Below are 24,548 nucleotides of genomic sequence, written 5' to 3' on the forward strand. Positions count from 1 at the left end.
GTCGGTCAAATCCAGGAGTGACGAGCAGGCAAGGTGCCGTTCAATCGATAGGCGCCGATCGCGTGATATTTCCAGCGCACCGGGTCATGCAGGGTGTGCACCCGGGCATTGCGCCAGTGGCGATCGAGGTTGAATTCGGCGAGGGTGGCGCGGCTGCCGGCCAGTTCGAAGAGTTTTTCGCTGACCAGCAGCGACACTTCGGTGGTCAGCACTTTCGCCTCGGCCACGGCAATCGAAGCCCGGGCAGCCGATTGCGCGGTGATCGGCGCGGCACTCACTTCATCCAGCACTTTGCCGGCCTTGCGCAGCAGCGCTTCGGCGGCGTGCAGTTCGATTTTCAGCTTGCCGATATCGGCGATCACGTACAGGTCATCGCTGGCGCGCTCGACCTTGGCATCGATCCACGGGCGTGAGCGTTCGCGCACGAAAGCCAGGGTGTCGTCGAGTGCACCCCGGGCAATGCCGGCGTCGATGGCGGCCTGGATCAACTGTGAAACAGCGCCCTGGATATTCGGCTTCTCGCCGATGCGCCAGTTGTCGACCACCAGCTCTGCGTCCACCGGCACCCGGTCCAGCAGCACCGTGCCGCTGGCGGTGGTGCGTTGGCCGAAGCCCGACCAATCATCGACGATACGCAGCCCTTCGGTGCCGCGGCGCACGAATGCCATGACCTGTTTGCCGTCTTCGTTCAGGGCTTTGATCGCGACCCAATGGGCAAACAATGCGCCGGTGGAATAGAACTTCTGGCCGCTGATGACGTAACCCTCGCCCTCGGCGGTGATGCGCGCCTTGAGTTCCAGGGTGTTTCGGGTGCCACGTTCCGGGCCGCCATTACCGATGCGCCAGCCGTCGAGCACGCTTTGGAACAGCTGCTTCTTCTGGCGCTCGGTGGCGGTGCCCTGCAACAGATACAGGATGCCGAAGTGGTTTTGCGGGATCTGCCCGAGGGCCGGGTCCGCCGCGCTGATGATCGCGAACACCTCGGCCAGGGTCACGAATGACACCTGCGGGCCGCCGTATTCACGGGGAATGGAAATACTGCCCAGCCCACTGCGGGTGAACTGTTCGATCTGCGCCCATGGCAACTGGCGCTGCCGGTCGCGCTTGGCGGCCTGCAGGCGTGCGGCCTCGGCCAACTCGTGGGCTGCCTCCAGCGCCTGGGCGTCGCTGCGCAGCACGGTGGCCGGCAACAACAGTGGGGCTACGTCCAGATCACTCTGGAGGGGTGTTAGAGCCAAATTAGACATCAGCGCCGCTCCTTGGCTGCACGTAATGCCCTGGCGTTATGCACCGGGGTAATTCTGACCATACCGACCTCGCATTCAATGAAATAAAAACAGAAAAATCAGAGATGTCCGGTGGTCCGGTGCATATACCCTAAGCGCCTTTATTTTTTAAATAAACTAACTTTTAGGAATATGCATAGAAGGGCTGTCACCCAGGCTCGCAGGGTGAGCCGGGGTGACGCGGTTGATAGATCGTCGCAGCCCTGGCCGGGCGGGCCGGCGCCGGTGCGGCACAGGCGGCAATGTTCAAGGTGCGGCTCGGGGCCCAGCGTGAATTATTGCCGACGCGATCGAGAATGCAGTAGGTCACCTCCAATCGGCTGTCATCACCCGCTTCGACAATCACGGTTGAAGGCACCCAGACTTGCACCGCCAGGCCAATGCCTTTGGCCTGGATTTTCGGCAGGTCCATCCGTACGTCGCCCCAGCGCAGGGTAATGGCGTCGCCGCAGGCCATGTTCAGGTAAGGCTCGATGGCCAGCGGGATGCCACGCCGGACCTGGCTTGGGTTGACGCCGTAGCGGCGGATGGTATCGGGCAGCCCGACGGGGGCGAGGTTTTGGTTCTCGTCGCTGAACAGCGCCGAAGGCAGGCCGCCCGGGTAGTTGGTCTTGACCCGTACATGGGTGATCGCAGAGCGTGCTGGGCCGTAGCCGACTTGCATGACTTGGTAATGAACCTGGGCCTGGCCATCCAGCACAAAGCTTTCCGGAACACGCAGGTGGGTTGGCGTACCCACCTTGCAGGCGGTGATGCGCCGTGAGGCGGTAAAGCAGTTGTTCCAGAACAATTCGATCAGGTCGCCTTCCTCCATCCCGGGGTAGGGCGCGATGTCCACCTGCAATTGGGCGGCGGCGAGGGCGTTGATGCCATGCCGTTGCGCCTGAGGCAGGGTCGGAGCGGTGAGCATGGCCGGGGTTGCAGTGCGCGTCATAAGTAATCTCCTTGATGCAGCCAGCAGCAATCGTTCCAGCACCGATGACGCGGTTGCGCGCAGGGTGCCGAAAGGAACGATTCAGTGAATAGCCGGGATAGGATCCAATCCTCTGGGCGCTAGATAAGAGGGTTGGCCAGGAGGCGTCAATGGCGGCACAGGGCTAAACGGCGGGTTGGAGCAGATTCAGAAAGGGCTGACCGGGGGAGGGATTTTAAGAGGCGGACGGCGGGGTGTTTTGCCGTTGTATTCAAGCCGCCTTTGTAGGCTCCGCTGACCTGTAGTGAGCGGGCTTGCCCCGCGCTGGGCTGCGTAGCGGCCCCAAATTTTTGGGAGCGCTGCGCACTCCAGCGGGGGCAAGCCCCCTCACTACAGGTGTTGCAGTGTCAGTGGGCGAGAAACTTGCTCAGGAACTGTTTGGTGCGTTCTTCCTTGGGGTTGGCAAACAGCGCTTTGGCTTCACCTTGTTCCACGATCACGCCCTTGTCGAAGAAGATCACTCGATTGGCCACGTCCCGAGCAAAACTCATTTCGTGGGTGACGATCACCATGGTGCGGTTTTCTTCGGCGAGGCTGCGGATAGTCGCCAGTACTTCGCCCACCAGTTCCGGGTCGAGGGCCGAGGTGGGTTCATCGAACAGGATCACCTCCGGCTCCATGGCCAGCGCACGGGCAATCGCCACGCGCTGCTGCTGGCCACCGGACAAACGTCTGGGGTACGACGCTTCCTTGCCCGCCAGGCCAACCCTGGCCAATAGCTTGCGACCCAACTCGGTCGCCGCTTCGCGTGGCATCTTCTTGACCACTATCGGCCCTTCGATGACGTTTTCCAGCGCTGTGCGGTGGGGGAACAGGTTGAAGTTCTGGAACACAAAACCCACGTGCTGGCGCAAACGTCGCACCAGGCCCTGTTGCTGGTTGAGCGGCTTGCTGCCGTCGATCTCGATATCACCGACCTTGATGCGGCCGCTGGTGGGTTCTTCGAGGAAGTTCAGGCAGCGCAGGAAGGTGGTCTTGCCGGAACCGCTAGGGCCGATGATAGCGACGACTTCGCCTTCCTTGACCTCAAGGTCGATGCCGTTGAGCACCACCTGACCGTTGAATTGTTTGGTCAGTTTTTCAACCACGATCATGCTTCAAGACTCCAGGTCATGCCGGTTGACCCGGTCTTCCAGGCGATTTTGAAAATGCGCCAGGATGCTTGCCAGTATCCAGTAGATCAGGGCTGCGGACAGGTACATGGTGAAAATTTCGAAGGTGCGCGCCGACACCAGTTGTGCCTGGCGAAACAGCTCGGGCACCTGGATGGTGGCGGCCAGCGCCGTGTCCTTGACCAGCGAAATAAAGCTGTTGCCCAACGGCGGTAGCGCCGTGCGCATGGCCTGCGGCAGGATGGCCCGGCGCAGCGTCTGTGCACGGGTCATGCCGATACTGGCGGCCGCTTCCCATTGGCCGCGCTCGATGGAGGCGATGGCGGCACGCAGGATTTCACAGGCATACGCGGCCATGTTCAGCGAAAAGCCGATCAGCGCCGCCGGGATCGGGTCCAGCTCGATGCCCACTTGCGGCAAGCCGTAGTAGATCAGGAACAGTTGCACCAGCAAGGGCGTGCCGCGAAAGAACGAGACATAGACCCGGGCGGTCCAGCTCAACAGCTTGAAGCGCGACAGGCGCATCAAGGCCAGGCCGAAGCCCAGCAGCAAGCCGAAAAACATCCCGCCGAGGCTGAGAATCACCGTGTAGTACGCGCCCTTGAGCAGAAAGGGCGCGGAGTCCAGCGCGAGTTGGAAACCTGCTTCCATTATTCGGTGACGTCAGCGTTGAAGTATTTCTCGGACAGCTTCTTCAAGGTGCCGTCGGCGCGCAGCTTGTCGAGGGCCTTGTTCACGGCGTCGAGCAATTCAGGCTCACCTTTGCGCAGGGCGATACCGGCTTCCTGACGGGAGAAAGCAGGGCCGGCAGCGGCGGTGTCCGTGGCTTTCTTGGCGTACTCCAGAGCGGCCAGACGGTCGATCAGGATGGCGTCGGTACGGCCGATGCGCAGGTCCTGGAACTTGGTCGGGTCATCGTTGTAGGTCTTGATGATGGCTTTGGGTTGGTTGTCCTTGAGCCATTGCTCGTAGTTGGTGCCCAGGCCCACACCGACTTTCTTGCCGGCCAGGTCGTCGGCGCTCTTGATGGTGTCGACATTTTTCTTCAGGGTCAGCGCCTGGATACCTGAGACGGTGTAGGGCTTGGAGAAGTCGTACTTCTTCTTGCGCTCTTCGGAGATGGTCACTTGGTTGACCACAGCGTCAAGGCGCTTGGATTCCAGGGCGGCGAGGATGCCGTCCCATGGGGTGGCTTGCAGCTTGACCTTGACGCCCAGCTCCTTGGCCAGCGCTTCGGACAGTTCGACTTCGAAGCCGCTGAGCTTGCCGCTTTCATCGACAAAGCTGAACGGCGGGTAGGTGCCTTCCAGGCCGATCTTGATCTCGCCCGCTTTCTTGATGGTGTTCAACTGCTCGCCGGCAACCGCCTGGCCCATCCAACCGGCGCCCAGCGCCAGACCTAAAGTGCCAACCAGCAACGTGCGACGCAATACGGAAATAGTCATGAAGAGCCCCTGTGTTTTTATGTTGAGCGAAGCAGGTGACGCAGTAGGCGTATCGTGCCTTAAAGCGCACTGCGCGTCTTCGCCTGCGGCGCGACTATAAAGTCTGTTTTTAAGACTTGAAAATAATATAAATTTAATTTGATATTCTTTTTTTGAATATGAGGCTGTTTTAAAATGTGGGAGGGGGCTTGCTCCCGATACCAGTGTGTCAGTCAGCACATATCTGTCTGACAGACCGCTATCGGGAGCAAGCCCCCACATTTAGCCCACATTCGGTCCGCGTTTATTCAGTTGAACACCGCGTCATAGGCAAACAACGCCGGCGCCCCACCGGTATGCAGGAAAATGATCGGCCCGTCCTCGAAGCGCTGACGCCCGATGCCGTCCAGCAAACCTGCCATGGCCTTGCCAGTGTAGACCGGGTCCAGCAGCAGGCCTTCCTGGCTCGCCAATAGCTTGAGCGCTGAAAGGGTGCCGGCGTTCGGTTCGCCATAACGGGGGCCGAAGTATTCGTCCCACAGAATGACCTTGAACGCTTCGGGAATACCCACACCAAGCAACTCGGCAGTGCGTTCGGCCAAGCCCTGGACTTTGGGGCGCTGGGCTTCGTCGGTGCGCGATACGGTGACGCCGACTACCGGCAAATCCGGCAGGGCTTCACTCAACGCCAAGGCCAGGCCGCTGTGGGTGCCTGCGCTGCCTGAGGCCAGCACCACGGCGGCGAATTTTATGCCGCTGTCTTCAATCTGCGCAGCCAGTTCCAGCCCGGCACGTACATAACCCAGTGCGCCGAGGGCATTAGAGCCGCCAATGGGCACCAGGTACGGCTTCTTGCCGTTGCTGCGCAGGCGCTCGGCGAGGGCGTCGAGCTGTTCGTCGGCGTGGTCGAGGTTCTCCACCAATTCGACTTTGGCGTCGAACAGGTCCAGCAATAGCCGGTTGCCGTTGCCCAGGTAGTTGGGGTCTTCGGTGCCGGTCGGGTTTTCCAGCAAGGCCACGCAACCCAGGCCCAGTTTGGCGGCGAGAGCGGCGGTCTGGCGTACGTGGTTGGACTGGATGGCGCCGGCGGTCACCAGGGTGTCGGCGCCTTGGGCGATGGCATCGGCTGCCAGGTATTCAAGCTTGCGCAGCTTGTTGCCGCCCATGGCCAGGGGCGTCGTGTCGTCGCGTTTGACGTAGATATCCCTGCCCAGCCAGGCCGACAGCCGCTCGAGTTTTTCCAGGGCAGTGGCGCCGCCCAGCAGTTCCAGACGGTTAAAGCGGTCGAGCTGTTGTTTGATCATGGCTACGCACGGTGGCTAAGTAATGAGGCGACTATAGGCAGGCACTTTTCAACGGGCAACCGTCAATCGCTTATGCCGTATGGTTCTTAGTATCGCACCATTGGTTCTTAAGGGCGGCCAGGGTGCATATCGTAAAGTGAGCGCCATTACGTCAGGAGTGAATACCGTGAGTGAGCGTTCCAGTCATTGGCAATTGCAGACCATCGTCAGCCAGCTGCGTAGCGCCCGGGACCAGTGGCGCACCCGCAATGGCCGGCTGAGCGGCGAGCATGGCGGCCGCGAATTACCTTCCCGCGACGCCGTGGCGCAGATCCTCGAAGCGCTGTGCGGTGCGCTGTTTCCCATGCGCCTGGGGCCGGTGGATCTGCGTGAGGAAAGTGAAGATTTTTACGTCGGCCATACCCTGGACGTCGCGCTCAATGCCTTGCTTGCCCAGGCCCGCCTGGAGCTGCGCTATGCCGCGCGCCAAGGCGGCCAGGATGACAGCCAGGTCGACGCCCTGGCCATCCGGTTGATCCAGGATTTCGCGCTGGCCTTGCCGTCCCTGCGCAGCCTGTTGGACACCGATGTGCTGGCCGCTTACCACGGCGATCCAGCCGCACGCAGTGTGGACGAAGTACTGCTGTGCTACCCCGGCATCCTGGCGGTGATTCACCACCGCCTGGCGCACCATCTGTACCGCGCCGGCCTGCCTTTGCTGGCGCGCATCAGCGCCGAGATTGCCCACTCGGCCACCGGCATCGATATCCACCCCGGCGCGCAGATCGGCCCGAGTTTCTTTATCGACCATGGGACCGGGGTGGTGATCGGCGAGACCGCGATCATTGGTGAGCGTGTGCGCATCTACCAGGCGGTGACGCTGGGAGCCAAGCGCTTTCCGGCGGATGAGGATGGGCAATTGCAGAAGGGCCATCCGCGTCATCCGATCGTCGAGGACGATGTGGTGATCTATGCCGGGGCGACGATCCTTGGGCGTATCACCATCGGCAAGGGCTCGACCATTGGCGGCAATGTGTGGCTGACCCGCAACGTGCCGGCCGGGGCGAACATCACCCAGGCCAATCTGCAACATGATGACGGCTCGCAGAAATAAGCCGCACTTGGACTGAATGTGGGAGGGGCGGTGCGACGATTCGACTTGCTCCCGATAGCGGTCTGTAGTCAGTGCATGTGTTGGCTGACCCAGCACTATCGGGAGCAAGCCCCCTCCCACATGGGGAATAACATTCCAATTCACTCTGCAGTCGCTGAACGAATTGTCTCGCCTGAGCGTCATACCGATCCCTGAGATAGTGTAGGAATTACCTACCACTCAGCCCTGCGATTAGTCCCGGACCGCCGATTCATGTTTAACTTGAACGTTCGTTCAAGTTAAAACCGGTGGTTCGCTGCCCGCTCACAACAGGAGGCTTACCTTTGCTGAGTCCGTTATTTCCAGCCACAACCCGTGTCGCCGGGGTGCATCGTTCATGAGTGCATCGTCCACCCCATCCAGTGGCCTGGTGCGCATGAATGCGCCCGTTTTCTACTTTGCCGCAACCGCCATTCTGCTGTTTGGCGTCACTGTCATCGCTATCCCGCAACAGGCCGGTGCCTGGTTGCTGGCGGCGCAAAACTGGGCGGCCAACACGGTCGGCTGGTACTACATGCTGGCGATGACGCTGTATCTGGTCTTCGTGGTGGTCACCGCGCTATCGGGCTACGGCAAGATAAAACTCGGTGCCGACCACGACGAGCCCGAGTTCAGCTACCTGTCCTGGGCCGGCATGCTGTTCGCCGCCGGGATCAGCATCACGTTGTTCTTCTTCTGCGTGTCGGAACCCTTGACGCACCTGGTGCAACCGCCGCAAGGCGCGCCGATGAATGCCGATGCCGCGCGCCAGGCCATGCAGATCCTGTTTCTGCACTGGGGCCTGCATGGCTGGGGCGTGTTCGCCTTTGTCGGCATGGCCCTGGCGTATTTCGCCTACCGGCATAACCTGCCGCTGGCGTTGCGTTCGGCGCTGTATCCGCTGATCGGCAAGCGCATCAACGGCCCCATCGGCTACGCGGTGGATGGCTTCGGCATCATCGCAACGGTGTTCGGCCTGGGGGCCGACATGGGCTTCGGGGTGCTGCACCTCAACTCGGGCCTGGACTACCTGTTCGGCATCGCTCACACCCAGTGGATTCAGGTCGGCCTGATCACGCTGATGATGGGCGCGGCGATCATCGTGGCCGTGGCCGGTGTGGACAAGGGCGTGCGCGTGATGTCCGACATCAACATGCTGCTGGCCTGTGCGCTGCTGCTGTTCGTGTTGTTTGCCGGGCCTACCCAGCACCTGCTCAATACGCTGATCCAGAACGTCGGTGACTACCTCGGCGCGTTGCCGACCAAGAGTTTCGACGTGTATGCCTACGACAAGCCCAGCGACTGGCTGGGCGGTTGGACGGTGTTCTACTGGGCCTGGTGGATTGCATGGTCGCCCTTCGTGGGCCTGTTTATCGCACGGATTTCCCGTGGCCGGACCATTCGTGAGTTTGTGTTCGGTGTGCTGCTGATCCCGTTGGGTTTCACCCTGGCCTGGATGTCGATTTTCGGCAACAGCGCCATCGATCAAGTGCTCAACCACGGTATGGCGGCGCTCGGTCAGTCGGCCATTGATGAGCCCTCGATGAGCCTCTACCTCCTGCTGGAAACCTACCCGTGGAGCAAAACCGTCATCGCCGTCACGGTGTTTATCAGCTTCGTGTTCTTCGTGACCTCGGCCGACTCCGGCACCGTGGTGCTGTCGACCCTGTCGTCCAAGGGCGGCAGCGCCGATGAAGACGGGCCGAAATGGCTGCGGGTGTTCTGGGGCGCGATGACCGCGCTGGTCACCAGTGCCTTGCTGTTTGCCGGCAGTATCGATTCGCTCAAGTCGGCAGTGGTGCTGACCTCGTTGCCGTTCTCGTTGATCCTGCTGCTGATGATGTGGGGGCTGCACAAGGCCTTTTACCTGGAGTCGCAGAAGCAGATCGCCCAGTTGCATTCGCTGGCGCCGGTGTCGGCGGCGCGTAAAGGCCGGGGGGGTTGGCGCCAGCGCTTGAGCCAGGCGGTGCACTTCCCATCACGAGATGAGGTATACCGCTTCCTCGACACCACCGTGCGCCCGGCCATTGAAGAAGTGACGGCGGTATTTGTCGAGAAGGGCTTGAACGTGGTCACGCAGCCGGACCCGGCCAATGACAGCGTCAGCCTGGAGATCGGTCATGGCGAGGAGCGCCCGTTTGTTTACCAGGTGCAGATGCGCGGCTACTTCACGCCGTCGTTTGCCCGTGGTGGCATGGGCAAGAAAGAGATCAACAACCGCCGCTATTACCGCGCCGAAGTGCACTTGAGCGAAGGCAGCCAGGACTACGACCTGGTGGGCTATACCAAGGAGCAGATCATCAACGACATCCTCGACCAGTACGAGCGACACCTGCAGTTCCTGCATCTGGTGCGTTAGCCTGAAAGTCCAGAGGAGTCCCCGCAAAGCCCCGTTCTACGGGGCTTTCTTAAACTTAATTTCATCCGTCAAAGCTGCATTTTGACTCCGAACTGTCATCTCGCCACTGCGTAATTGTGTGAAGCGTTTGACGCTTTCATTTCAGAACAGTGACGGAGACAGGTACCGATGAAGACGTTATTAAGCCCCATGGTGGGTGTCGCCGTGGCGAGCTTTATGCTGTCCGCCCATGCCGATTTTGTCGATGACAGCCACGCCGATGTGACCCTGCTCAACCGCTATCTCAACCAGCAGGGGCGTGATGTGGTGAACAGCAATGCCAAGGCCCATAGCATTCGCGATTGGGGCCAGGGGTTCGAGTTCAACTTCAAGTCCGGCTACACCGAAGGCCCGGTGGGTTTTGGCCTGGACCTGCAGGCATTCTACGGTTTGAAGCTGGACTCCGGTGGTGACCTCAACGACAAGGATCACCAGGGCCGCTACCCCGGCAGTATGTTCCCGCTGGACAACGGCAAGTCCGCCGACCAGTTCGGCGTGTTGAGCCCGACGTTCAAGATGCGTTTCGCCAAGGATGAACTGCGCGTCGGCACGCTCTACGGCAACAACCCGATACTGGCCAACACCGACGGGCGCCTGTACCAGCAGACCAATACCGGCGTGCAACTGGTGTCCAAGGACCTCAGCGACTTTACCTTCACCGGCGGCGATATCTTCAAGACCAAGATCCGCAATGAAACCGGCGACCAGGGCATGATCACCGCCGGCGGTACCAAAGAGAGCGATCGCTTCCTGTTTGGCGGTGCGGACTACACCGGCATCCAGAACACCACGGTCAGCCTGTGGTACTCCAACCTGGAGGATTACTACCAGCAGTTCTTCCTCGGTGCCAAGCGCCATGACGCGTTGTCGGTGGGCGCCATCGATACCGATGTGCGCGTGTTCCGCAGCCTGGGTGTGGGCGGCAATGCCGATGGCGACAACGACTACGCCGCGAGCGGTCTCTATGGCGATGGCGTGAACAAAGGGCGCATCAACCAGACCACCGCCAGCTTGCTTGAGAGCTACAGCCTTGACGGGCATACCGTCGGCCTGGGTATCCAGAAGAACAGCGGCGACAGCGACTTCCCGTACCTGGATTCCGGCCTGAATAGCGGTGACAACCGCCAGGGCCCAGGCTCAGGCGCCGACACCCCGGCACTCACCAACATGCAGTTGAACAAATTCCAGCACGCCGGCGAGCGCACTTGGCTTGCGCAGTACAAATATGACTTCGGCAAACTCGGTCTCACCGGCCTGACGTTCTCCGCCGCCTACGCCCACGGTGATGACATCCGCACGGCGCAAGGCACGACCAGCGAATGGGAACGTAACGTCGCCGTGGCGTATCAAGTCCCGACCGGTACCCTGAAGGGCCTCGGCGTTACCTGGAAAAACGCCCACGCCAGCCCGGACATCAGCGGTGCGACCGTGCAAGATGAAAACCGTTTCTATGTCAGCTATGTCGTTCCCCTCTGGTAGGAAATTGCTGTAAAACGGACAGGCAGACTTAAGCGATTCAGCTGGTTAAAAGGCCTGGGAATAAGCTTATTTCCGGGCCTTATTTGCCTACGTCCAAGAGAGGATTCGATGACTTACATTGCTGCCGAAAACCGCTATGAATCTATCCCGTACCGCCGCGTAGGCCGCAGTGGGCTGGTGCTACCGGCACTGTCCCTGGGCCTGTGGCACAACTTTGGCGACAGCACCCCGATCGACGCCCAGCGCGCCCTGCTGCGCACCGCGTTCGACCTGGGCATCAACCACTTCGACCTGGCCAACAACTACGGCCCGCCCTATGGCAGCGCCGAGATCAATTTCGGCCGTCTGCTGCGCGAAGATTTCAAGCACTACCGCGACGAGCTGATCATCTCCAGCAAGGCCGGCTGGGACATGTGGCCCGGCCCTTATGGCCAGGGTGGCGGTTCGCGCAAATACGTCCTGGCGAGCCTGGACCAGAGCCTGCAACGCCTGGGCGTCGACTACGTGGATATCTTCTATTCCCACCGTTTTGATGCCGACACCCCACTTGAAGAAACCGCCAGCGCCCTCGCCACTGCCGTGCAACAAGGCAAGGCGTTGTACATCGGTATCTCGTCGTATTCCGGCGTGAAGACCCGCGAAATGGCCGCCCTGCTCAAAGAGTGGAAAGTGCCGTTGCTGATTCACCAGCCGGCGTACAACCTGCTCAACCGCTGGGTGGAAAAAGACCTGTTGGAGACCACCGAAGAACTCGGCGCCGGTGTGATTGCCTTCACGCCGCTGGCCCAGGGGCTGCTCACCGACAAGTACCTCAACGGCGTGCCGGCGGATGCGCGGGTCAACCGTCCGGGGGGTGGTTCGTTGCAAGCCAAGCACTTGTCTGAAACCAACATCGCCCATGTGCGTGCGCTGAACGAAATCGCCCAGCGCCGCGGCCAGAGCCTGGCGCAATTGGCGCTGGCCTGGACCTTGCGCGACCCTCGAGTGACCAGTGCGTTGATCGGCGCCAGCCGGCCGGAGCAGATCATCGAAAACGTCGGGGCGTTGAAGAACTTGAGCTTCAGCGCGCAGGAGCTGGCGGAGATTGATCGGTTTGCGCAGGAAGGCGGGATTAACTTGTGGGAAAAGCCATCCACCGCTGAATAACCTGGCAGCACAGGGTCAATGTGGGAGGGGGCTTGCTCCCGATGGCGGTGGATCAGCCAATGCATAAGTTGACTGATTCACCGCTATCGGGAGCAAGCCCCCTCCCACATATGTTCTTTGTCAGGCTTTAGAAAGGAACGTCGCCCAGGATTGTCGCCCGGTGCATCACCCGCCGTTGCGGCCGGTAATCGTCCACCGCGTAATGCTGCGTCACTCGGTTGTCCCAGAACGCCACGTCATTCTCCTGCCAGCGCCAGCGAATGGTGAATTCCGGGCGTGTGGCGTGGGCAAACAGCAGCTTGAGAATCGCCTCGCTTTCCGCCGGTTCCAGTTCATTGATCCGGGTGGTGAACCCCTCGCTGACAAACAGTGATTTGCGCCCGCTCACCGGGTGCGTACGCACGACTGGGTGCGACAGTGGCGGGTTTTTCTTGCGGGTTTCTTCCCAGCGCAGCAGGTCTTCGGCGCTGTTGCCAAAGCGCTCCAGCGGGAAAGACTTGGTGAAGTCGTGGGTGGCGGTCAGGCCGTTGAGTAATCGCTTCAGCGGTTCGGAGAGCGCCTCATAGGCGGCAATGCCACTGGCCCACAACGTATCGCCGCCAAACGCAGGCAGCTGCTTGGCGCTGAGTACCGCACCGAGTGCCGGGGTGGGCAGGAATGTCACGTCGGTATGCCAGACGGCGTTGTCGCGCACATCGGTGACGGCGGTATCGAGGATCAGCACTTCGGGCTGTTCCGGCACGTTGGGGTAGATCGGGTGGATGTGCAGGTCGCCAAAATTCGCCGCGAAGCGTGCTTGTTGCTGTGGGGTGATCGGCTGGCCACGGAAGAACAGCACCGAGTGGCTGAGTAACGCCTGCTCGATGGCATCGCGGTGTTCGGTGCTCAGCGGCTGGGTAATATCCACGCCGCTGATCTGTGCGCCCAGGGCAGTGCTTAGTGGGGTAACGGTCAGGCTGCTCAATTCAGTTCTCATCACTCAGTGTGCCTGGCCATGCCAAGGCACTAATTTACGCTGCAGGGCGCGCAGGCCCATTTCCATGGCGAAGGCGATCAGGGCGATCACCAGAATCCCCAGTACCACCACATCGGTGACCAGGAACTGCGCCGCCGACTGCACCATGAAACCCAGGCCGCTGGTGGCGGCGATCAGCTCGGCGGCGACCAAGGTCGACCAGCCCACGCCCAGGCCGATGCGCACACCGGTGAGAATGTCGGGCAGTGCGCTTGGCAGGATCACGTGGCGAATCAACTGGGCGCGGGTGGCGCCCAGCGATTGCGCGGCGCGTAGTTTGGCCGGGTCGACGGTGCGCACGCCGGTCGCCGTGGCGATGGCGATCGGCGCAAAGATCGCCAGGTAAATCAGCAGTACCTTGGACAACTCGCCGATGCCGCACCAGATCACGATCAACGGCAGGTAGGCCAACGGTGGGATAGGCCGGTAGAACTCGATCAGCGGGTCGAGAATGCCGCGAGCGATACGGTTGGCACCGATGGCGATGCCCACCGGCACGGCGGTCAGCACCGCAAAGCCCAGGCCCAGGCCGATACGACTCAAGCTCGCGGCCAAGTGCTGCCACAAGGTAGAATCCATGTAGCCCGTGGTCGCCAGCAGCCAGCCTTTTTGCAGCACCGCAGACGGTGGCGGCAGGAACAGCGGTTCAATCAGGCCAGTGGCGGTGACGGCCCACCAGAGCGTCAGCAGCGCGACCAGGGTCAGCACACTGATCCAGCGCGTGCTCAGGCTGCGACGCACCGCGATAACCGCATGCGCCGGACGCTTGGCGGTGGTGGTGGAGGAAAGTTCGTAACTGCTCATGCGCGCACCTGCCGTTGCGAGAACACTTTGCCCAGCACGTGCTCACGGGTTTCGATAAAGCGTGGGTCAGACTTGATGGCTCGCGCCGATTCGCCGGCGGCGTAACGCTGGCCAAAGTCCAGGTGCAGGCGTTCGACGATCTGGCCAGGGTTGGGGGCCAGCAGGATCAAATCAGTGGCGAGGAACACCGCTTCTTCGATGTCGTGGGTAATCAGGAACACCGGCTTGGCCGTGCGCCGCCAGACCTGCAGAAGCAGTTCCTGCATCTGTTCGCGGGTGAAGGCATCGAGGGCGCCGAAGGGTTCGTCCATCAGCAACACACGAGGATCGGCCGCCAGGGCACGGGCCAAGCCCACGCGTTGTTTCTGGCCGCCGGAAAGTTGCCAGATACGGCGCTTGTCGAAACCCGCCAGGTCCACCAGGGCCAGCATTTCCCGGGCGCGCACTTCACGTTGTGCCTTGGGCACACCGGCCAGTTCGAGACCGAAGCCGACATTGGCCAGCACGTCCTGCCAGGGCAGCAGCGCGTCATCCTGGAACACCACGCCACGTTCGGCGCTGGGGCCTTTGACCGGCACGCCGTCCAGGGTGATGCGCCCGGCGCTGGGTTCGACGAAACCGGCTATCAGGTTCAACAGCGAGGTCTTGCCACTGCCGGACGGGCCGAGAGCGACCAGCAACTGCTGGGGCCCCAGGTCCAGTGAAATGTCAGCCAGTACCGGTGATGTGGCGCCTGGGTACTGTGCGCTGATGCGCTCCAGTTGTAGCAAGGCCATCGCTATGGACTCCCGATCAGTGGGTGATGAATTTGGCGCTGACGTAAGGTGCGTAGTCCGGCAGTACGGCGTCGACCTTGCCTTGCTCCTTGAGGAACACCGCCGTGTCGGTCACGGCCTGGGTGGTCGGTGCGCCCAGCAGGGTCACCTGGTCAGCGGCCAGCGGGTAGACATTGCCTTGCAGCAGCAGGGGGATATCACTGGCCTTGGCGCCGGAGAGCTTCACCAGCTTGTCGACGTTGCCTTTATCGGCCAGCCAGGCTTGTGGGTCTTTGCGGTAGGCGGCGTAGGCATCCAGGGTGACTTTGGCGAACGCACTGACGATTTCCGGGTGCTTTTCGGCGAAGTCTTTGCGCACGATCCACGCATCGAAGGTCGGTGCGCCGAGCTTGGCCAGTTCGCCGGAGGTGATCAGCACCTTGCCGTTTTCCTTGGCTACGCCCAGGGCTGGGTCCCAGACATAGGTCGCGTCGATGTCGCCACGCTTCCAGGCGGCGATGATTGCCGGTGGCGCGAGGTTGAGGATGGTCACTTTGGACGGGTCGATATTCCAGTGTTTCAGCGCCGCCAGCAGGCTGTAGTGTCCAGTGGAGACAAACGGCACGGCGACCTTTTTACCGATCAGGTCCTGCGGGCTGTTGATCCCCGAACCATCGCGCGCCACCAGGGCTTCGGCGCCGCCGATCTGGGTGGCGACGAGGAAGGTTTGCACCGGCACTTTGCGGGTAATGGCTGCGGTCAGCGGGCTCGAACCGAGGTAGCCGATCTGCACGTCACCGGAGGCAATGGCGGCGATGATGTCGGCGCCGTTGTCGAATTTGCGCCAGTTGATCTTGGCCTGGGTGGCTTTCTCATAAGCACCGTCGGCCTGGGCGACTTTGGCCGGGTCTACGGTGGTCTGGTAAGCGATCGTCACATCCGCCGCCTGGGCAAACAGGCTGGCACCGGCCAGGGACAACGCCGCCAGAAGGCGCAGTGGGATTAAACGTTTCAAAGGGGATGCTCCTCAATCAGGCGGCCGAGGGTCGGCGTGTGAGGAGACTAAATGATCTAAGAACTCTAAAATAAATAACTTATTAGAATTAGCTTATGAGAAGAACGCTGACCTGTAGTGAGCGGGCTTGCCCCGCGCTGGGGGGCGCAGCCGCCCCAAATCCAGGCGCTGCGGTCTTTCTGAATCACCGCGGCGTCCTTGGTTAGGGCGGCTTCGCCACCCAGCGCGGGGCAAGCCCGCTCACTACTGAAGTCTCTTTAGTTGCTGATGGCCAGGATGCTGGCCTGGTACGAGCCAACAAACACATCGAAGTCGCCCACTTCGTTCTGTTCCAGCTCCGCCTGCTGTGCCAGCGATGTGCGTGCCAGCTCCTCAAAGCGCGCCTGTTCTTGCGCCGGCAGCGGTTCTTTGCGGAAGTGCTCAGCGTGCAGTTGGCTCTGGTGCAGGGAGAACTGCGCAAAACTCTCTTTACGCTCGGCCATTGCCGCCAACACTTGGGCCGATGGCGTCAGGGACGAATCCTTGACCTTCGCCAACTGGGCGTCCAGCGCCTGGCTGTGCTCGGTGATGCCGTGGCTCTCATCCAGCAGCGCGGCCAAGGGGGCGATCTTTTCCAGCAATTCGGTGGCCCATTGCTTCATGTCCACCGCCGCCCCGTCACGTTGCAACTGCAGGCCAGGGCGACGACCTTCCTTGACCACACTGAGGAAGTTGGACGTGGCGTTGCCGCAGGCGTTGTTAGCGAACAGCGGGCTGTCGTTCAGGGCGCAGTACAGCAGGAAGGCGTCGAGGAAACGCGACTCCGGCAGGTCAATACCCATCGGCAGGAACGGGTTGATGTCCAGGCAGCGCACTTCGATGTACTGGATACCACGGGCCATCAGCGCCTGGATCGGCCGCTCACCGGTGTAGGTCACCCGCTTGGGGCGAATGTTGGAGTAGTACTCGTTTTCGATCTGCAGGATGTTGGTGTTGAGCTGAACCCACTCACCGTCCTTATGCGTGCCGACTTCGACATACGGCGGGTAGGGCGTCGCCACCGCCGTGCGCAGGCTATCGGTGTAGCTGGCCAGGTCGTTGTAGCACGGCGTGAGGCCGGCCTGGGCGTTGCTCTGGTAACCCAGGTCGCTCATGCGCAGGCTGGTGGCGTAAGGCAGGTACAGGGTGTCGGCGTCCAGCACTTCCAACTGGTGCGAGCGACCGCGCAGGAAACCGGCGTCCAGGGCCGGCGAGGCACCGAACAGGTACATCAGCAGCCAGCTGTAGCGGCGGAAGTTGCGGATCAGCGCGATGTAGGCATCGGACTGGTAGTCACGGTCGGTGCCGACGAAACCTTCGGTCTCCTTGAGCAACGGCCACAACGCTTCCGGCAGGGAAAAATTGTAGTGGATGCCGGCAATGCACTGCATGGTCTTGCCGTAACGCAGGGCCAGGCCCTTGCGGTAAACGTACTTGAGCTGTCCGATATTGGAGGTGCCGTAGTAGGCAATCGGAATGTCTTCCTCGGCCGGCAACGGGCACGGCATCGAGGGGCTCCACAGGTATTCGCTGCCGAGCTTGGTGTAGGCAAACCTATGGATCTTGTCGAGGCTGCTCAGGGTGTCGGCCGGGTCGGGCAGGGCGGGAGTAATGAACTCCAGCAGCGACTCCGAGTAGTCGGTGGTGATCTGTTCGTGGGTCAACGCGGCGCCCAAGGCTTCAGGATGCGGTGTTTGCGCCAGGCGACCTTCAGCTGTGACACGTAGGCATTCGCGCTCGATGCCGTGCAAGCACTGCTCTAGCAGGGAGAGGTGTTCGCGCTTGCCGAGCAAGGCCAGGCGGCGGTTGAGAAGTTCGCTCAAGTTGGATTCCTTCACGCGTCAGTCGCCCCAATATGGGGGTGGGCAGGACGGTCTACAAGGGTGAAGTTAAAACTGGCGTGATCGCCTGGTTTAGAGTCGATATGACCCGATCAGTAAAAGCCGACTTCACTCCATGAATTGGGCTATAGCGCAGCAAGAAAATTCCGACGCTGTTATCGCAGCGCCGAAATTAACTCAAATCGAGGGTGGGGAGCTATAGGGCAGCGAACGTGCCTTGTGCTTTTGCGACTAATCGTTCGTCCTGATACACATCGGCTTCGACCACCAATGTGCGTCGACCCGCGTGGAGCACCCGGGCGGTACACAGCACGTCACCGTCAGACACGGCACGGATGTAGTTGATCTTGCACTCGATGGTCGCGCTCTGCTGGTCAAACCCATGGGAGCTGGAGCAGGCCAGCCCCATCGTAATGTCCACCAGGCTGAAAATCGCCCCGCCATGGAGCTTGCCCGCGCGGTTGCGCAGTTGCGGCTCCAGGGTCAGGGCCACCTCGGCAACGCCCTCGTCCAGGCGTTGCAGGCGGCAGCCGATCAGCTCGCTGAACGCGCTTTGGGTCAAGCCGGCCGGGATTTCCATCAGCGTTTCTTCAACTGTTTGGCATTGGCGAACAGTGAGGCCATGGCGTTGTTGCTCGGTGTGGCAGTCGCGGTTTCCTTGCGTGGCGCGTTGTTCTGCGACTGGCGCGGTGCCGAGCCCGGGCGGGCACCACGGGCGCCGTCGATTTTCTCGCCTGGGGTGTCGCTCATGCGCATCGACAGGCCGACGCGCTTGCGTGGGATGTCGACCTCCATGACCTTGACCTTGACCACGTCACCGGCTTTAACCGCTTCGCGTGGGTCTTTGATGAACTTCTCCGAAAGCGCGGAAATATGCACCAAACCGTCCTGATGCACGCCGATATCCACAAAGGCACCGAAATTGGTCACGTTGGTGACCACGCCTTCGAGGATCATGCCCGGCTGCAGGTCCTTGAGGTCTTCGACGCCCTCCTGGAATTCAGCGGTCTTGAACTCGGGGCGTGGGTCGCGGCCAGGTTTTTCCAGTTCTTGCAGGATGTCGGTGATGGTAGGCACGCCGAAGGTTTCATCGGTGTACTTCTTCGGGTCCAGGCGCTTGAGGAAAGCGGCGTCGCCGATCAGCGAGCGGATGTCGCGGTCGGTCTCGGCGGCGATGCGCTGTACCAGCGGGTAGGCTTCCGGGTGGACTGCGGAGGCGTCCAACGGGTTATCACCGTTCATCACGCGCAGGAAGCCGGCGGCCTGTTCGAAAGTTTTTTCACCCAGGCGTGCGACTTTTTTCAACGCGGCGCGGGTTTTGAAGGCACCGTTTTCATCGCGGTGGGTGACGATGTTCTGGGCCAGGGTGGCGTTGAGGCCGGAAATACGCGCCAGCAACGCTACGGATGCGGTGTTTACGTCCACGCCCACGGCGTTCACACAGTCTTCTACCACCGCGTCCAGGCCACGTGCCAGTTTCAGCTGCGACACGTCGTGCTGGTATTGGCCGACGCCGATGGATTTAGGGTCGATCTTCACCAGTTCGGCCAGCGGGTCCTGCAAGCGACGGGCGATGGACACCGCGCCACGGATTGACACGTCGAGGTCCGGGAATTCCTTGGATGCCAATTCCGACGCCGAGTACACCGAAGCACCGGCCTCGGAGACCATGACCTTGGTCATCTTCATGGCTGGGTATTTTTTGATCAGTTCGGCGGCCAACTTGTCGGTTTCGCGGCTGGCGGTGCCGTTGCCGATGGCGATCAGGTCCACGGAGTGCTTGGCGCACAGGGCGGCCAGGATCGCCAGGGTCTGGTCCCACTTGTTGTGCGGTACGTGGGGGTACACGGTGGCGTGGTCGAGCAGCTTGCCGGTGGCGTCGACCACGGCGACCTTGCAACCGGTGCGCAGGCCCGGGTCCAGGCCCAGGGTCGCGCGCGGGCCTGCCGGGGCGGCCAGCAACAGGTCGTGCAGGTTGTGGGCGAACACGTTGATCGCCTCGGTTTCAGCGCCGTCGCGCAGCTCGCCCAGCAGATCGGTTTCCAGGTGGGTGTAGAGCTTGACCTTCCAGGTCCAGCGCACGACTTCACCGAGCCATTTGTCCGCAGGACGATTCTGATTCTGGATGCCGAATTGCTGGCCGATCATGCCTTCGCACGGGTGCATGGTGCCCGGCAGTTCGTCACCGACTTTCAGTGAGGAGCTGAGAATGCCTTCGTTGCGGCCACGGAAAATGGCGAGCGCACGGTGGGACGGCATGCTTTTGAGCGGTTCGTCGTGTTCGAAGTAGTCGCGGAACTTGGCGCCTTCTTCCTCTTTGCCGGCGATGACGCGGGCGCTAAGCGTGGCTTCCTGCTTGAGGAAGGTGCGCAGTTTTTCCAGCAGGCTGGCGTCTTCGGCGAAGCGCTCCATCAGGATGTATTTGGCGCCTTCGAGGGCGGCCTTGACGTCAGCGACGCCTTTGTCGGCATTGACGAAGCGGGCCGCTTCGGTGTCCGGGGTCAGCGATGGGTCGTTGAACAGGCTGTCGGCCAACTCACCCAGGCCGGCTTCCAGGGCGATCTGGCCCTTGGTACGGCGCTTTTGCTTGTATGGCAGGTAGAGGTCTTCGAGGCGGGTCTTGGTGTCGGCGAGCTTGATGTCGCGTTCCAGTTGTGGGGTCAGCTTGCCCTGTTCCTCGATGCTGGCGAGGATGCTGATGCGCCGTTCGTCGAGTTCTCGCAGGTAGCGCAAGCGCTCTTCCAGGTGGCGTAGTTGGGTGTCGTCGAGGCTGCCGGTCACTTCTTTTCGGTAACGGGCGATGAAGGGCACCGTGGAGCCTTCATCCAGTAGAGCGACGGCCGCTTCGACCTGTTGTGGGCGTACACCGAGTTCCTCGGCGATGCGGCTGTTGATGCTGTCCATAAAACCACCTGAAATTCTTGAAAGCAGCTTGCAGGCCCGGAAAACAAGGCTTGCAAGGCTGGTTGAGCGGCCCGTCTGGCGCCGCTGCCTGGGTCAAGAGGCAGCCTATTGACCCTCGAAATTGAAAAAATCACGACAAGCGGGTGAAAAAAAGCCCGGCAGTAAACGGTAACGATCTGACGTTGCCCTGCACGAAGGCGCCGCATTATAACCAGCGTTCCGACCTTGGGTGGTATTGCGCCGGTGGTCGCCGCACGCGGGTTCGCTGGCGGCAGAGGAAAAATCTGCTAACAATGCACACGGTGCGTATAACGGCACCTAAGCCATAATGCGCGCCGAGATAAGAGGAGCATCCAATGAGCAGCACTGTACAAACTGCTGAAGGCGAAAAAATTCTCATCGTTGATGACGATCCAGGGCTGAGCAGCCTGCTGGAGCGCTTCTTCAACTCCAAGGGCTACCGTGCCCGCGCGGTGCCGAACACCGAGCAGATGGATCGCCTGTTGGGGCGCGAAGTGTTCAACCTGGTCGTACTCGACCTGATGCTGCCCGGCGAAGACGGCCTGACCGCGTGCAAGCGCCTGCGCGGTGCGAACAACCAGATTCCAATCATCATGCTGACCGCCAAGGGCGATGAGCTGAGCCGCATCAAGGGCCTTGAGCTTGGCGCTGATGATTACCTGGCCAAGCCATTCAACCCGGACGAATTGATGGCCCGGGTCAAGGCGGTATTGCGTCGCCAGGCTCCGCCGGTACCGGGCGCGCCAGGCAGCGAAGACGAAAGCGTCACTTTTGGCGACTACGAATTGTCGCTGGCCACCCGTGAACTCAAGCGTGGCGATGAAGTGCACATGCTGACTACCGGCGAATTCGCGGTCCTCAAGGCGTTGGTAATGAACGCGCGCCAGCCATTGACCCGCGACAAGCTGATGAACCTGGCCCGTGGCCGGGAGTGGGATGCCCTGGAGCGCTCCATCGACGTGCAGATTTCCCGTCTGCGCCGGATGATCGAGCCTGATCCTTCCAAGCCGCGGTATATCCAGACGGTGTGGGGCGTGGGTTATGTATTCGTGCCGGATGGCAATAAAACCAGTTGATCCATGATTTGCAGGGGCGGGTATTTCGGTGTTTGGCTCCATGAGAGTCAACGGGATGCCCGGCGTCTGCAATTCTGCGAGCGCCCCTCGTTCCTGCAAGGTATCTAGCTGTCCTCTATGAAAACCCCGCTGTGGTTCCCGCAAAGTTTCTTTTCCCGCACGCTCTGGCTGGTGCTGATCGTCGTTCTGTTTTCCAAGGCCCTCACGCTGGTTTATCTGCTGATGAACGAAGACGTGCTGGTTGATCGGCAATACAGTCACGGCGTCGCCCTGACCCTGCGCGCCTATTGGGCTGCCGACCCGGAGAACCGCGAGAAGATCGCCAAGGCCGCGACGCTGGTTCGCGTGGCGGGTGCGGGTGTGCCGGAGGGCGAACAGCATTGGCCCTACAGCGAGATCTACCAGCGACAGATGCAGGCCGAGCTGGGGGACGACACCGAGGTGCGGCTGCGCATGCATGTGTCGCCTGCGCTATGGGTGAGGGCGCCCAGCCTGGGCCAGGATTGGCTGAAAGTACCGCTGTACCCGCATCCGCTGCGGGGGCAGAAGATCTGGAACGTGTTGGGATGGTTCCTGGCCATTGGTTTGCTTTCTACCGCATCCGCCTGGATTTTCGTGCGCCAGCTCAACCAGCCCCTGAAACGCCTGGTGTTCGCAGCCCGCCAACTGGGGCAGGGGCGTAGCGTGCGCCTGCCGGTCAGTGATACGCCCAGTGAGATGACTGAGGTGTACAGCGCGTTCAACCAGATGGCGGAGGATGTCGAGCAGGCGGGTCGCGAGCGCGAGCTGATGCTGGCGGGCGTATCCCATGACTTGCGCACGCCATTGACGCGTTTGCGGTTGTCCCTGGAGTTGATGGGCAGTCATAACGATCTGACGGATGACATGGTCCGCGACATCGAGGACATGGACGCGATTCTCGATCAGTTCCTGGCGTTTATCCGTGATGGCCGCGATGAAGTGGTTGAAGAGGTAGACCTCACGGACCTGGTGCGTGAAGTCGTGGCCCCCTATAACCAGAACGGTGAGCAGGTGCGCATGCGTCTGGAGCCGATCCAACCGTTTGCGCTGCGTCGGGTGTCGATGAAGCGTCTGCTGAACAACCTCATCGGTAACGCCTTGCATCATGCCGGTTCAGATGTGGAAGTGGCGGCCTACGTGTCCGGCGACAGCGCCGCACCCTATGTCGTGTTGAGTGTGATGGACCGAGGTACGGGGATCGACCCGGCGGAACTGGAAGGTATCTTCAACCCCTTCACCCGTGGCGATCGTGCCCGTGGGGGCAAAGGCACGGGCCTGGGGTTGGCGATTGTGCGGCGGATTGCCTCGATGCACGGAGGCAATGTTGAGCTGCGTAATCGTGAGGAAGGTGGCCTGGAGGCTCGTGTGCGCCTGCCGCTTGGCTTGATGCTGCCTAGAGATGCGGTATAGGTATAGGAGCAGCTGCAAGCTATTAGCTACAAGCCACAAGAAGAAGCAGCCTGCCTTCTCTTGCAGCTTGCAGCTGCTTCATTAGCCCTTGCCTTTGGTCCGGGTCATATTCGGGCCGCCATTCTTCTCTAGATGCTGAATGATGATCCCCGCCACATCCTTGCCCGTGGTGGTCTCGATGCCTTCCAGGCCCGGTGACGAGTTCACCTCCATCACCAGGGGGCCATGGTTGGAGCGCAGGATATCCACACCCGCCACGCTCAACCCCATCACTTTGGCGGCGCGCAGCGCGGTCATGCGTTCTTCCGGGGTGATCTTGATCAGGCTGGCGCTGCCGCCACGGTGCAGGTTGGAGCGGAACTCCCCTGGTTTGGCCTGGCGCTTCATCGCCGCAATCACTTTGTCGCCCACTACGAAGCAGCGGATATCCGCGCCACCGGCTTCCTTGATGTATTCCTGCACCATGATGTTCTGTTTGAGGCCCATGAATGCCTCGATCACCGATTCTGCGGCCGTTGCCGTTTCACACAGCACCACGCCAATGCCCTGGGTGCCTTCCAGCACCTTGATCACCAGCGGCGCGCCGTTGACCATGTCGATAAGGTCAGGGATGTCATCCGGTGAGTGGGCAAAGCCGGTAACCGGCAGGCCGATCCCCCGACGCGAGAGCAGTTGCAGCGAGCGCAGCTTGTCCCGCGAGCGTGCGATGGCTACCGATTCATTGAGGGGGAATACCCCCATCATTTCGAACTGACGCAACACCGCGCAGCCGTAGAAAGTGACCGACGCACCGATGCGCGGGATCACCGCATCAAAACCCTCCAGCGGTTTGCCCCGGTAATGGATCTGGGGCTTGTGGCTGGCAATGTTCATGTAGGCCCGCAACGTGTCGATCACCACCATTTCGTGGCCACGTTCGGTACCGGCCTCAACCAGGCGGCGGGTGGAATACAGACGCGGGTTTCGCGACAGCACAGCGATCTTCATGCAGCACCTGGGGCAGAAATAGTTGAGACCGGGAACACCGGCTTGTCTTGAACGTACTTGACGCCGGGATTGACCACCAACTGGCCGTCAATCAACGCCTTGGAACCGAGCAACAGGCGATAACGCATGGCCTTGCGGCAGGCCAGGGTGAACTCCACCCGCCATACCCGGTCACCCAGCGCCAACGTAGTGCTGATCACGTATCGCACCTGCGCATGCCCGTTGGAGCTCTTGATGGTTTTCATCGTCACCAGGGGCGCTTCACAACGGCGGTGACGCAGTTGCACAACGCTGCCCAGGTGCGCGGTAAAGCGAACCCACTTTTCACCGTCACGCTCAAAGGGCTCTATATCGGTGGCATGCAGGCTTGAGGTGCTGGCGCCGGTGTCGATCTTCGCGCGCAGGCCCGCTACCCCCAAATCAGGGAGGGCCACCCACTCGCGCAGAC

21 protein-coding genes are annotated in these 24,548 nt (G+C 61.2%); 6 read left to right on the plus strand and 15 right to left on the minus strand.

What is annotated here, in order from left to right; genetic code table 11:
- Nucleotides 1–5: 5 nt before the first annotated feature.
- The 6 genes from DK870_RS00660 to DK870_RS00685 all read right to left on the minus strand — a co-directional run bounded on the left by DK870_RS00660 (nt 6) and on the right by DK870_RS00685 (nt 6,099).
- Nucleotides 6–1,247: an SfnB family sulfur acquisition oxidoreductase gene (locus DK870_RS00660; protein WP_090367525.1), complete on the minus strand. Its 1,242-nt coding sequence runs from the start codon at nt 1,245–1,247 to the stop codon at nt 6–8.
- A 187-nt stretch (nt 1,248–1,434) separates the two neighbouring features.
- Nucleotides 1,435–2,220, minus strand: coding sequence for a hypothetical protein (locus DK870_RS00665; protein WP_161547662.1), 786 nt, complete (start codon nt 2,218–2,220; stop codon nt 1,435–1,437).
- A gap of 386 nt (nt 2,221–2,606) precedes the next feature.
- On the minus strand, nt 2,607–3,353 hold the full coding sequence (gene tcyN / locus DK870_RS00670; RefSeq protein ID WP_104995226.1) for an L-cystine ABC transporter ATP-binding protein TcyN: 747 nt from the start codon (nt 3,351–3,353) through the stop codon (nt 2,607–2,609).
- Between the two features lie 3 nt (nt 3,354–3,356).
- Nucleotides 3,357–4,022 (minus strand): cystine ABC transporter permease, encoded by a 666-nt coding sequence (gene tcyL, locus DK870_RS00675; RefSeq protein WP_060754680.1) that lies wholly within the window; start codon nt 4,020–4,022, stop codon nt 3,357–3,359.
- Entirely contained in the window at nt 4,022–4,816 is a 795-nt protein-coding gene (gene tcyJ, locus DK870_RS00680; RefSeq protein ID WP_104995227.1) for a cystine ABC transporter substrate-binding protein, read from the minus strand. Before tcyJ ends, tcyL begins: the two co-directional genes overlap by 1 nt.
- 287 nt (nt 4,817–5,103) lie before the next feature.
- Nucleotides 5,104–6,099, minus strand: a complete 996-nt coding sequence (locus DK870_RS00685) for a D-cysteine desulfhydrase (protein ID WP_161547663.1) — start codon at nt 6,097–6,099, stop codon at nt 5,104–5,106.
- A gap of 166 nt (nt 6,100–6,265) precedes the next feature.
- Here DK870_RS00685 and epsC point away from each other — a divergent pair, with 166 nt between their 5' ends.
- The 4 genes from epsC (at nt 6,266) to mgrA (ending at nt 12,233) form a co-directional block, all read left to right on the plus strand.
- The gene (epsC, locus tag DK870_RS00690) at nt 6,266–7,192 is read left to right on the plus strand and encodes a serine O-acetyltransferase EpsC (RefSeq protein ID WP_060754677.1); all 927 of its coding nucleotides are present in this window, start codon (nt 6,266–6,268) and stop codon (nt 7,190–7,192) included.
- A 415-nt stretch (nt 7,193–7,607) separates the two neighbouring features.
- Nucleotides 7,608–9,569, plus strand: coding sequence for a choline transporter BetT (gene betT / locus DK870_RS00695; RefSeq protein ID WP_162843546.1), 1,962 nt, complete (start codon nt 7,608–7,610; stop codon nt 9,567–9,569).
- A 189-nt stretch (nt 9,570–9,758) separates the two neighbouring features.
- Nucleotides 9,759–11,087, plus strand: coding sequence for an OprD family outer membrane porin (locus DK870_RS00700; RefSeq protein WP_081087016.1), 1,329 nt, complete (start codon nt 9,759–9,761; stop codon nt 11,085–11,087).
- 108 nt (nt 11,088–11,195) lie between these two features.
- Nucleotides 11,196–12,233, plus strand: a complete 1,038-nt coding sequence (gene mgrA / locus DK870_RS00705; RefSeq protein ID WP_161547664.1) for an L-glyceraldehyde 3-phosphate reductase — start codon at nt 11,196–11,198, stop codon at nt 12,231–12,233.
- Between the two features lie 127 nt (nt 12,234–12,360).
- On the opposite strand, the gene tauD is transcribed toward mgrA, so the two are convergent.
- The 7 genes from tauD to DK870_RS00740 all read right to left on the minus strand — a co-directional run bounded on the left by tauD (nt 12,361) and on the right by DK870_RS00740 (nt 20,585).
- Nucleotides 12,361–13,209, minus strand: coding sequence for a taurine dioxygenase (tauD, locus tag DK870_RS00710; protein WP_090367509.1), 849 nt, complete (start codon nt 13,207–13,209; stop codon nt 12,361–12,363).
- A gap of 3 nt (nt 13,210–13,212) precedes the next feature.
- Nucleotides 13,213–14,052, minus strand: a complete 840-nt coding sequence (gene tauC / locus DK870_RS00715) for a taurine ABC transporter permease TauC (protein ID WP_161547665.1) — start codon at nt 14,050–14,052, stop codon at nt 13,213–13,215.
- Complete coding sequence (gene tauB / locus DK870_RS00720) at nt 14,049–14,828, minus strand: taurine ABC transporter ATP-binding subunit (RefSeq protein ID WP_060754671.1); 780 nt, start codon at nt 14,826–14,828, stop codon at nt 14,049–14,051. The genes tauC and tauB overlap by 4 nt, the downstream gene beginning before the upstream one ends.
- 16 nt (nt 14,829–14,844) lie before the next feature.
- Complete coding sequence (gene tauA, locus DK870_RS00725; RefSeq protein WP_104995230.1) at nt 14,845–15,822, minus strand: taurine ABC transporter substrate-binding protein; 978 nt, start codon at nt 15,820–15,822, stop codon at nt 14,845–14,847.
- Between the two features lie 257 nt (nt 15,823–16,079).
- On the minus strand, nt 16,080–17,663 hold the full coding sequence (gshA, locus tag DK870_RS00730) for a glutamate--cysteine ligase (RefSeq protein WP_090367503.1): 1,584 nt from the start codon (nt 17,661–17,663) through the stop codon (nt 16,080–16,082).
- Nucleotides 17,664–17,877: 214 nt separating this feature from the next.
- Nucleotides 17,878–18,261 carry a PaaI family thioesterase gene (locus tag DK870_RS00735; protein WP_060754668.1) on the minus strand — a complete coding sequence of 128 codons (384 nt, stop codon included), beginning with the start codon at nt 18,259–18,261 and terminating at the stop codon, nt 17,878–17,880.
- Nucleotides 18,261–20,585, minus strand: a complete 2,325-nt coding sequence (locus DK870_RS00740; protein WP_161547666.1) for a Tex family protein — start codon at nt 20,583–20,585, stop codon at nt 18,261–18,263. Before DK870_RS00740 ends, DK870_RS00735 begins: the two co-directional genes overlap by 1 nt.
- 356 nt (nt 20,586–20,941) lie before the next feature.
- Here DK870_RS00740 and ompR point away from each other — a divergent pair, with 356 nt between their 5' ends.
- Both ompR and DK870_RS00750 read left to right on the plus strand, forming a co-directional pair.
- Nucleotides 20,942–21,682, plus strand: a complete 741-nt coding sequence (gene ompR, locus DK870_RS00745) for a two-component system response regulator OmpR (RefSeq protein ID WP_090367501.1) — start codon at nt 20,942–20,944, stop codon at nt 21,680–21,682.
- Nucleotides 21,683–21,799: 117 nt separating this feature from the next.
- Nucleotides 21,800–23,113, plus strand: coding sequence for an ATP-binding protein (locus tag DK870_RS00750; RefSeq protein ID WP_060754665.1), 1,314 nt, complete (start codon nt 21,800–21,802; stop codon nt 23,111–23,113).
- A gap of 81 nt (nt 23,114–23,194) precedes the next feature.
- Here the strand turns inward: DK870_RS00750 and rimK are convergent, their stop codons facing one another.
- Both rimK and DK870_RS00760 read right to left on the minus strand, forming a co-directional pair.
- Entirely contained in the window at nt 23,195–24,100 is a 906-nt protein-coding gene (gene rimK / locus DK870_RS00755) for a 30S ribosomal protein S6--L-glutamate ligase (protein WP_010214091.1), read from the minus strand.
- On the minus strand, nt 24,097–24,546 hold the full coding sequence (locus DK870_RS00760; protein WP_169868620.1) for an ATP-dependent zinc protease: 450 nt from the start codon (nt 24,544–24,546) through the stop codon (nt 24,097–24,099). The genes rimK and DK870_RS00760 overlap by 4 nt, the downstream gene beginning before the upstream one ends.
- Between the last annotated feature and the right edge of the window lie 2 nt (nt 24,547–24,548).

The organism is Pseudomonas sp. Q1 (assembly GCF_009935975.1).
GTDB lineage: Bacteria > Pseudomonadota > Gammaproteobacteria > Pseudomonadales > Pseudomonadaceae > Aquipseudomonas > Aquipseudomonas palleroniana.

What these genes read in the sequence shown, in the direction of transcription:
- DK870_RS00660 (WP_090367525.1), bottom strand. Translation starts at nt 1,247, where the DNA reads ATGTCTAATTTGGCTCTAACACCCCTCCAGAGTGATCTGGACGTAGCC.
- DK870_RS00665 (WP_161547662.1), bottom strand. Translation starts at nt 2,220, where the DNA reads ATGACGCGCACTGCAACCCCGGCCATGCTCACCGCTCCGACCCTGCCT.
- tcyN (WP_104995226.1), bottom strand. Translation starts at nt 3,353, where the DNA reads ATGATCGTGGTTGAAAAACTGACCAAACAATTCAACGGTCAGGTGGTG.
- tcyL (WP_060754680.1), bottom strand. Translation starts at nt 4,022, where the DNA reads ATGGAAGCAGGTTTCCAACTCGCGCTGGACTCCGCGCCCTTTCTGCTC.
- tcyJ (WP_104995227.1), bottom strand. Translation starts at nt 4,816, where the DNA reads ATGACTATTTCCGTATTGCGTCGCACGTTGCTGGTTGGCACTTTAGGT.
- DK870_RS00685 (WP_161547663.1), bottom strand. Translation starts at nt 6,099, where the DNA reads ATGATCAAACAACAGCTCGACCGCTTTAACCGTCTGGAACTGCTGGGC.
- betT (WP_162843546.1), top strand. Translation starts at nt 7,608, where the DNA reads ATGAATGCGCCCGTTTTCTACTTTGCCGCAACCGCCATTCTGCTGTTT.
- DK870_RS00700 (WP_081087016.1), top strand. Translation starts at nt 9,759, where the DNA reads ATGGTGGGTGTCGCCGTGGCGAGCTTTATGCTGTCCGCCCATGCCGAT.
- mgrA (WP_161547664.1), top strand. Translation starts at nt 11,196, where the DNA reads ATGACTTACATTGCTGCCGAAAACCGCTATGAATCTATCCCGTACCGC.
- tauD (WP_090367509.1), bottom strand. Translation starts at nt 13,209, where the DNA reads ATGAGAACTGAATTGAGCAGCCTGACCGTTACCCCACTAAGCACTGCC.
- tauC (WP_161547665.1), bottom strand. Translation starts at nt 14,052, where the DNA reads ATGAGCAGTTACGAACTTTCCTCCACCACCACCGCCAAGCGTCCGGCG.
- tauB (WP_060754671.1), bottom strand. Translation starts at nt 14,828, where the DNA reads ATGGCCTTGCTACAACTGGAGCGCATCAGCGCACAGTACCCAGGCGCC.
- DK870_RS00735 (WP_060754668.1), bottom strand. Translation starts at nt 18,261, where the DNA reads ATGGAAATCCCGGCCGGCTTGACCCAAAGCGCGTTCAGCGAGCTGATC.
- DK870_RS00740 (WP_161547666.1), bottom strand. Translation starts at nt 20,585, where the DNA reads ATGGACAGCATCAACAGCCGCATCGCCGAGGAACTCGGTGTACGCCCA.
- ompR (WP_090367501.1), top strand. Translation starts at nt 20,942, where the DNA reads ATGAGCAGCACTGTACAAACTGCTGAAGGCGAAAAAATTCTCATCGTT.
- DK870_RS00750 (WP_060754665.1), top strand. Translation starts at nt 21,800, where the DNA reads ATGAAAACCCCGCTGTGGTTCCCGCAAAGTTTCTTTTCCCGCACGCTC.
- rimK (WP_010214091.1), bottom strand. Translation starts at nt 24,100, where the DNA reads ATGAAGATCGCTGTGCTGTCGCGAAACCCGCGTCTGTATTCCACCCGC.